Genomic DNA, 6,755 nt, shown 5'->3' on the forward strand with positions numbered 1-6,755 from the left:
TACATTTTTGAAATTTTTTTCGAATAGATAAGTGAGAAGAAAAAGAAAGGAATAAAATAATGAAAGAACATTATTACGGATTTGTTGAGCTAACTTCGGAAGAATTGACCGATATTCAAGGTGGAGAAAATTGGACGAAGACCCTTGTAGATTGGTACATTGGATTTCGTAGAGGTTTTGGTTTTTAGGAGGATAAGAGATGAATGAAATGAATGAAATGAATGATAAGTATACTATTGAAGTATTAAAGGAAAGCGACTTAGCCTTGCTGGTGGGTGGTAGTGAGGCAAGTTACCAACATGGTTTAATGGTGGGGTTCATTTTACGTCGTGCGTTATTTGGATTCTAAGATAATATTTAGAGAGTGAAGCTTACCTACAACAATGAACAGAATATATGAAAAAGGAAATACAAATAACTACCTTTTTCAATTGTTAAGAATCAAAAAAGGAGAATAAGATGGAACAAATTAAAAATATGGAAAATAATTTTCATGTAATGAGTCATGAGGAATTGGCCGATGTAGAAGGAGGCTTGCTATTTGGTCTGGTAGTAGTTGGAGGAGTCGCAATTGCAGGAACATTTTTATTGGGTGCGGTAGATGGTGCTTCAGGAGCACATGCTAAGCGTCGTGGACGTTAACAGGGAAGGAAGAGCGCTGATGGAACGCATAATAGAAAGTTGGATTACTAGGGTAGAGAATTTTTACAGTTTGCAGTCAATTCCTGTGAAAGTATTCATTTTCATAGTTGGAGTAGTTGGGATTTATGCTTTAGGGACATTACTTTTAGGATCGGTTTATTGGGCGGGGCAGAAGTTTGGCGAAACAATTTACAATTATTTGTTTCAATAAAAAATTATAGATAAAGAGGAACAGACATAATGAATATGATAAAAATTGAAGAAAAATTTACAAGTCTTACAGAAAAAGATTTGGCAACAGTAGAGGGTGGTCGAGTGTCATGGAGAGGTAATATTAACATCGATGTCCACAAAGTGATTGATAGTACGGGAAGATTTTTCGGTGGTATCTATAATGCTGGTAGATCATTTGGGCGAAATGTTTACAATGCATTTTATTAATATAGTTTATTAAAATGAATATCATATATTATATTTTTGAATTCGTTTTCGAATAGATAAATAAGAGGAATACAGGGAATGATTATTTCAGTAATTCAAGATTTGGATGAAACAATTTAATAAACACTGCTATACCAAACTTGTCAAGTTTGCAACAAGACAAGCATTAAAATAAAAAAGGAGGCATTCGTTATGAATACAAAAACGATGTCACAATTTGAAATTATGGATACTGAGATACTTGCTTGCCTTGAAGGTGGCGGATGCAATTGGGGAGATTTTGCCAAAGCAGGTGTTGGAGGAGGAGCAGCACGAGGTCTTCAGCTAGGAATTAAAACAGGAACATGGCAAGGTGCAGCAACTGGTGCTGCGGGAGGAGCTATATTTGGAGGTGTGGCCTATGCAGCGACATGTTGGTGGTAATTATGGATTTTAAAAGTTTTATTATTGGTTTAGTAGTTGGTATATTTGGTCCCTATATGGATGATCTAATTAGAAAAAAATTTTTAAAGTCTTCGGAGAAGAAAACAGAAAAATTTGTCAAAAAATAATCAAAACGATAAATGATGAATCTGATTCAAAATTATCTTGCACATGTAAAGAGGACCATCTCTCCTCTTATCAGGTAAATAGGAATCTTGCAGTAGCGAATCAAAAAAGGAGTAACTATGAATCGTAATTTAGAACGGTGTTATCTATTCTGACTATGAATAGATCATACCAGAGGTGGCTTATAAATAGCGGGGACATTAGAAATTGAAGTAACTTTAAATAGGATGTCGTAAATGTTGCTATCAATGATTTATTTGTCCCAAGCTTGCCTAGGGTGTCAGTAAAAAATCAATTTCCTTTCAAAATAGCATATTTTTAGTAGGTAGGACGTTTGTTCTGCCTATTTTTTGCTAAAAAGTGCAGTTGAAGTGTCTATTTGCATCATTTGGAGTTTTACATGTATTTTTGATAAAAAATAGGTATAGAAATTAGGAAAGTTGAAGAAAAGGAATGAAGGAGGTCTTAGTTTGTGATTTTTTACATACTTTTAAGGCTTGATGAACCAGTTTGAACTAATATATAATTGCTAGAAATTGAATACACTACTCCTTGAGGGCATTTTGCCCTTTTTTATATTTTACAATAAGTGTAAAAGGAGAGTTTTTATGCGTTACGGTTATGTTCGAGTATCTACAAGAGAACAAAATATTGATAGGCAATTTTCAGCATTGGTAGAAAACAAATTATCAAAAGAGAATATTTTTATTGATTACGTTTCAGGAAAAGATTTTGACAGAATGGAATATCAAAAATTATTAACTACCTTGAAAGAAAATGATGAATTGGTTATTAAATCAATTGATAGGTTGGGAAGAAACTATGATGAAATTTTAGAACAATGGCAATCGATTACTAAGAAAAAGAAAGTAAATATAACTGTTTTAGATTTCCCCTTATTAAATACAAAGAATAGCAATGATAATATCACAGGAAAACTAATCTCCGATATCGTTTTACAAGTCCTATCTTATGTGGCACAGTTTGAAAGAGAACAAATCAAACAAAGACAAATGGAAGGAATACGGGAAGCACAGAAAAAAGGGAAGAAATTCGGTAGACCAAAATTGGTTGTCCCGAATAATTTCCCTGATGTGATAGCTCAATATAAGAAAAAAGAAATAACCTTACGAGAAGGTGCAGACATCTTAGGAGTATCAAAAAGCACCTTTCATAATTGGATAAAAAATTCATAGTTCCTGTCAAAAAACCTAGGATTTTTTGACAGGAAATACACTCTATTCTAGAGCCGTTTTCGTTAGAAAAAAAGGTTCTAAAATCAAGCATTTTGACCGATTATTATTACACTTCCATTTTATCAAGTTTGTCCAAAAAAGTCTAGGTTTTAGGACAAACTGATTACTTTACAATAAATAAAAATAGGGGGACACGAAATGGACACCAAAGCTAAAAAGTTCACACTTGCAACGATTTCAGCTCTATCACTTCTTGGGGTAGGAATTGTTACATCACAATCAGTAGCTGCTAATGATAGGCTGGTTTCCACTCAAGCAATCAATGGTCAATCCTACAATATCTTAAACTCTGAGGTTACTAGTACTTCTTCTGGTACTACTCTGGTTGGGATTGAAGGGACTTTCTTAACGCCAGATAAACAGGCTATCTTAGACCGTATCAATGCCATTCGAAAAGAGGCAGCAGACGAAGGTCTAGTTACTAGCTATGTTCCTATCAAATGGTCAACTGCGCTAGAAAAAACAGCCTTCGTTCGGGCAGCAGAAGCTTCTGTAACTAGGCATCATAAACGTTTATCTAATAAAGATATTTGGAGTGCCTGGCCTTCAGGGAATTTTTCACTAGCCGAAAACTTAGCTTGGAACTATGATGGATTTATGACAGCTATTAATCAATGGTATGACGAAAAAGCAGATTACGTCAAATCTCGTAGTGGGGCAAGTGTATCTGGTCAAACTGGACACTACGAATCCTTAATCAATTCAGAATTGACCTATATGGGTTTGGCAGCCTTTGAAAACCCTGTCACTCAAAATGGATGGATTACCGTTGCACAAAGTTTCGGAACATCATCTGGTGGCTCTGAAGAATTAGCTGGTGGTTATGGAAAGGCCATTCAATATACAGAAGCAAATTCTTCTCAGATTCAAACATTTGCGACTAAGGCGAATCTTTTTGACAAAGACTTGAAGGCAATCGGAACTCATACCAGTAAGAAAACAAAACAAGGTAAGTCTAACGGGACTAATAAACCAGGTTTCTTTTTTCAAATGCAAGATATTGGTAGGGGTATGGGTTTTTGGCAACAATCGGGCTCTCGTTGGTGGTTTATGCAACTTGATGGGTCTTACCCTTACAATCAGTGGGCAAAATTAGATAATATCTGGTATCACTTCGATAGTTCAGGCTGGATGCAGACAGGTTGGTTGAAAGACGGTAAGGCTTGGTACTATCTCGACGGTTCAGGCGCTATGAAAACAGGCTGGTTTACAGTTTCTGGTAAATGGTACTATGCCTATAGCTCTGGTGCACTAGCAATCAATACGACTACACCTGACGGTTATCGTGTCAATGCCAACGGTGAGTGGGTATAGGATAAGATTATAAAAAATAGATAAAAAGAAAAGGAATACAAAAATTATGAAAAAAATCGTTTTAACGACTACAGCAGTTTTATCACTTGTAGCAACAGGAGCTACAATTTCAAGTGTCAATGCTGCAGACATTCCAATGGTCAAAGTATGGTCTCCAGCAGCCAATGCTTATGTTGAAGTCCCTGCTATTGGTTATCGTGATACAGATTTAGTCGCAACAGATGTGACGCTTGTAGAAAAAAGAAAAGCACAACTCGGAGCATTTTCTAAAGGTAATAGTGAATTTATAACGGTTGATTATGTAGACAAAGCTTATAGACAAGAATTTTCTAAGCAATTTGCAAGTTTTGAATCCAATGGTATCGCCACATTCAACGGTAAAACAATTGTCTTTAAAGCAACAGACTATGGTATCTATACCATGAAGTTTGAGCTAAATGGTACTCGCTATAAGTTAACTGCTGATGTCAGAGAAAATCTGGGAAAGGTGGTCCTTTTTACACTTATGTAACCAAACTAGAAGTCTTATCAAATAATCAAGCAAATACTATCTCGAATACGAGTACTGAAAAACAAATAGAAGCAACAATTACAAAGGTTGAAATTGATTATTTTGGACTTAGCTTCGAAGGAAAAATTTCAGAGCCACTACAACACGGGGGAGATAAAGCCGCCAAAGGAAATATTACTTTAATTGATAAGGATAGTGGAAAAGTTGTATATCAAAGTCATAATGCGGTAATTTTTAGTGGTTTAACTAAAGACGTTAGTGACCAATTTCTACTCCCCTTAATTTATAGCAATAAATTTAAAGGTGATATTTTTGTTTCAAAACAGTTTCCTGCTGGAACATATATTTTGGAGATGTCTGGGGAAGCTGGTTCACCTTATGATCACTTAACTGATACAAGAAAACGTGTCTTTAAAGTTAGAAAAGAGGTGACTATCGGAAATCCTTCGAGAAATTCAAATATTAACACGACTACTCAATCAGGTTCGAATTCATCTAGCTCGTCAACTTCTACAAGTTCGTCATCTGGAAACTATTCTAACACGGATACAACCATGACGACCCATCAGTCTAAATCTACTTGGATGTATTCGAATGGTCGCTGGTGGTATAAACACGAAGATGGCACTTATACAACTAATGACTGGGAAAAAATCAATGGTGTTTGGTATCGTTTTGATAACTCTGGTTGGATGCAAACTGGCTGGGTAAAAGACAACGGCACGTGGTACTATCTCGACGGCTCAGGTGCTATGAAAACAGGCTGGTTTACAGTTTCTGGCAAATGGTACTATGCCTATAGCTCTGGTGTACTCGCAATCAATACAACTACACCTGATGGCTACCGTGTCAATTACAACGGTGAGTGGGTATAAAAACAATTTCAAATTGTAAGATTAAACATATGAAAAAATTATTTCTATTCAGTATTAGTATATTAGCTATCTCTATTTTAACGGCTTGCCAACATCAGAGTGAAAACACTTCTGCAACAAGTTCTGAAGCAATTGCTTCAAGTACTAGTTCAACTTCTTCTACATCGGAAGAGAAGAAACCTGATTACACCCTATATAATCCTGTTCTTAAAGAATATGCCAAAGTATTAGATGGTTCGTCAACTTCACATACAGAGATCAATTCAAAAGCAAACTTAAAAAACACTTATCCTAAAGAATATTCTGGATTACAGTATAGCTTGTATGATTTAGACCAAGACGGTACGGACGAACTTTTGATTGCCCTAAAAATGGATTCTAACTATTACGATTTATTAGATATTCGAACTCTTAAAAATGGTGAAGTTATTCGACTGACCAATGCAGAAAACAATCTGGACTTTATTGGAGAGCGAGTACATTTTAATCCTTTAGAAAATGGTTATTTTCAATTATCTACCCGAGTATCTACTAATCAAATCCAACTTAAACTATACAAGTTGAATCAGGATGGAACACGGTTAGAACTAGTCATTGAATCAGATACAGAAGAGGGACTGGGGACAAAACCACCTTCCCTTGACATAAGATCTTTCTTTTGGAAATCTGTCACAAGTCTTATAAATGGAGAAACAAGCCTTCCGTCAGAAAGTAAAGGGATGGATATTACTGCAATTCAAAATGGAGATTTTTCTAGTGTCGCAGGCACTTGGAGGAATCGTACAGGTATTGAATTTACTTTCGACAAAAATGGTTTAGTAAGTGATCATTCCAAGATTTCAATTGAACATGCTAAGGAAATTGACCACTATCTCAAGGCAAGTTCTGTTTCTAAAGATGGAGGTGCTGGTGCAGCTATTGCCTTTTTACCAGCAGGAATCCCTATAACCATGTCTGTCACCTCTTCTTCAGATAATGGCTATACTGACTCGTCTGATATTACACAAGACCGCTTATGGTTTGGACACCAACTTATCAATGGTAGTACCGAGGGATTTTTTTACAAGGTAGAATAGTTTTAATAGACTTACAAATTTATCAATAAGAATGTCGGAAAATTTTCTGATATTCTTATTTTTTTGACTTCCTTTTCGAATAGATAAGTAA

Annotated in this window: 12 protein-coding genes; all 12 read left to right on the top strand. The window is 35.5% G+C overall.

Annotated elements, in window-relative coordinates; all coding sequences use genetic code 11:
• The first annotated feature begins 59 nt into the window (after positions 1 to 59).
• The 12 genes from HT691_RS09685 (at position 60) to HT691_RS09725 (ending at position 6,664) form a co-directional block, all read left to right on the top strand.
• Positions 60 to 188 carry a smi_0059.1 family bacteriocin-like peptide gene (locus HT691_RS09685; RefSeq protein ID WP_000658221.1) on the top strand — a complete coding sequence of 43 codons (129 nt, stop codon included), beginning with the start codon at positions 60 to 62 and terminating at the stop codon, positions 186 to 188.
• Positions 189 to 199: 11 nt separating this feature from the next.
• Positions 200 to 349 carry a hypothetical protein gene (locus HT691_RS09690; protein WP_171039871.1) on the top strand — a complete coding sequence of 50 codons (150 nt, stop codon included), beginning with the start codon at positions 200 to 202 and terminating at the stop codon, positions 347 to 349.
• Between the two features lie 110 nt (positions 350 to 459).
• Entirely contained in the window at positions 460 to 642 is a 183-nt protein-coding gene (locus HT691_RS09695) for a class IIb bacteriocin, lactobin A/cerein 7B family (protein ID WP_000435077.1), read from the top strand.
• 19 nt (positions 643 to 661) lie between these two features.
• A complete protein-coding gene (locus HT691_RS11155) occupies positions 662 to 853 on the top strand; it encodes a hypothetical protein (RefSeq protein WP_023932899.1) in 192 nt (63 codons plus the stop codon).
• A 29-nt stretch (positions 854 to 882) separates the two neighbouring features.
• Complete coding sequence (locus HT691_RS09700; RefSeq protein ID WP_001055966.1) at positions 883 to 1,083, top strand: SPPN_00645 family bacteriocin-like peptide; 201 nt, start codon at positions 883 to 885, stop codon at positions 1,081 to 1,083.
• A gap of 192 nt (positions 1,084 to 1,275) precedes the next feature.
• Positions 1,276 to 1,506: a bacteriocin-like peptide BlpU gene (gene blpU, locus HT691_RS09705; protein ID WP_001093485.1), complete on the top strand. Its 231-nt coding sequence runs from the start codon at positions 1,276 to 1,278 to the stop codon at positions 1,504 to 1,506.
• Between the two features lie 2 nt (positions 1,507 to 1,508).
• Positions 1,509 to 1,634 (top strand): PncF family bacteriocin immunity protein, encoded by a 126-nt coding sequence (locus tag HT691_RS11695; RefSeq protein WP_007284823.1) that lies wholly within the window; start codon positions 1,509 to 1,511, stop codon positions 1,632 to 1,634.
• A gap of 606 nt (positions 1,635 to 2,240) precedes the next feature.
• The gene (locus HT691_RS09710) at positions 2,241 to 2,828 is read left to right on the top strand and encodes a recombinase family protein (RefSeq protein ID WP_100104700.1); all 588 of its coding nucleotides are present in this window, start codon (positions 2,241 to 2,243) and stop codon (positions 2,826 to 2,828) included.
• 198 nt (positions 2,829 to 3,026) lie between these two features.
• On the top strand, positions 3,027 to 4,202 hold the full coding sequence (locus HT691_RS09715; RefSeq protein WP_138702904.1) for a CAP domain-containing protein: 1,176 nt from the start codon (positions 3,027 to 3,029) through the stop codon (positions 4,200 to 4,202).
• A 46-nt stretch (positions 4,203 to 4,248) separates the two neighbouring features.
• Positions 4,249 to 4,713, top strand: coding sequence for a hypothetical protein (locus tag HT691_RS11415; protein WP_233053349.1), 465 nt, complete (start codon positions 4,249 to 4,251; stop codon positions 4,711 to 4,713).
• Between the two features lie 38 nt (positions 4,714 to 4,751).
• Complete coding sequence (locus HT691_RS11700; RefSeq protein WP_233053351.1) at positions 4,752 to 5,588, top strand: N-acetylmuramoyl-L-alanine amidase family protein; 837 nt, start codon at positions 4,752 to 4,754, stop codon at positions 5,586 to 5,588.
• Positions 5,589 to 5,617: 29 nt separating this feature from the next.
• Entirely contained in the window at positions 5,618 to 6,664 is a 1,047-nt protein-coding gene (locus HT691_RS09725) for a DUF6287 domain-containing protein (RefSeq protein ID WP_000732624.1), read from the top strand.
• The last annotated feature ends 91 nt before the right edge of the window (positions 6,665 to 6,755 follow it).

This window comes from Streptococcus sp. 477 (assembly GCF_013277295.1).
In the GTDB taxonomy this organism is placed as follows: Bacteria; Bacillota; Bacilli; order Lactobacillales; family Streptococcaceae; genus Streptococcus; species Streptococcus pseudopneumoniae.

Bases quoted from the DNA above. Each gene is read 5' to 3' on its own strand.
- HT691_RS09710 (WP_100104700.1), top strand. From the start codon at position 2,241: ATGCGTTACGGTTATGTTCGAGTATCTACAAGAGAACAAAATATTGAT.
- HT691_RS09725 (WP_000732624.1), top strand. From the start codon at position 5,618: ATGAAAAAATTATTTCTATTCAGTATTAGTATATTAGCTATCTCTATT.
- HT691_RS09715 (WP_138702904.1), top strand. From the start codon at position 3,027: ATGGACACCAAAGCTAAAAAGTTCACACTTGCAACGATTTCAGCTCTA.
- HT691_RS09700 (WP_001055966.1), top strand. From the start codon at position 883: ATGAATATGATAAAAATTGAAGAAAAATTTACAAGTCTTACAGAAAAA.
- HT691_RS11155 (WP_023932899.1), top strand. From the start codon at position 662: ATGGAACGCATAATAGAAAGTTGGATTACTAGGGTAGAGAATTTTTAC.
- HT691_RS11415 (WP_233053349.1), top strand. From the start codon at position 4,249: ATGAAAAAAATCGTTTTAACGACTACAGCAGTTTTATCACTTGTAGCA.
- blpU (WP_001093485.1), top strand. From the start codon at position 1,276: ATGAATACAAAAACGATGTCACAATTTGAAATTATGGATACTGAGATA.
- HT691_RS09695 (WP_000435077.1), top strand. From the start codon at position 460: ATGGAACAAATTAAAAATATGGAAAATAATTTTCATGTAATGAGTCAT.
- HT691_RS09690 (WP_171039871.1), top strand. From the start codon at position 200: ATGAATGAAATGAATGAAATGAATGATAAGTATACTATTGAAGTATTA.
- HT691_RS11695 (WP_007284823.1), top strand. From the start codon at position 1,509: ATGGATTTTAAAAGTTTTATTATTGGTTTAGTAGTTGGTATATTTGGT.
- HT691_RS09685 (WP_000658221.1), top strand. From the start codon at position 60: ATGAAAGAACATTATTACGGATTTGTTGAGCTAACTTCGGAAGAATTG.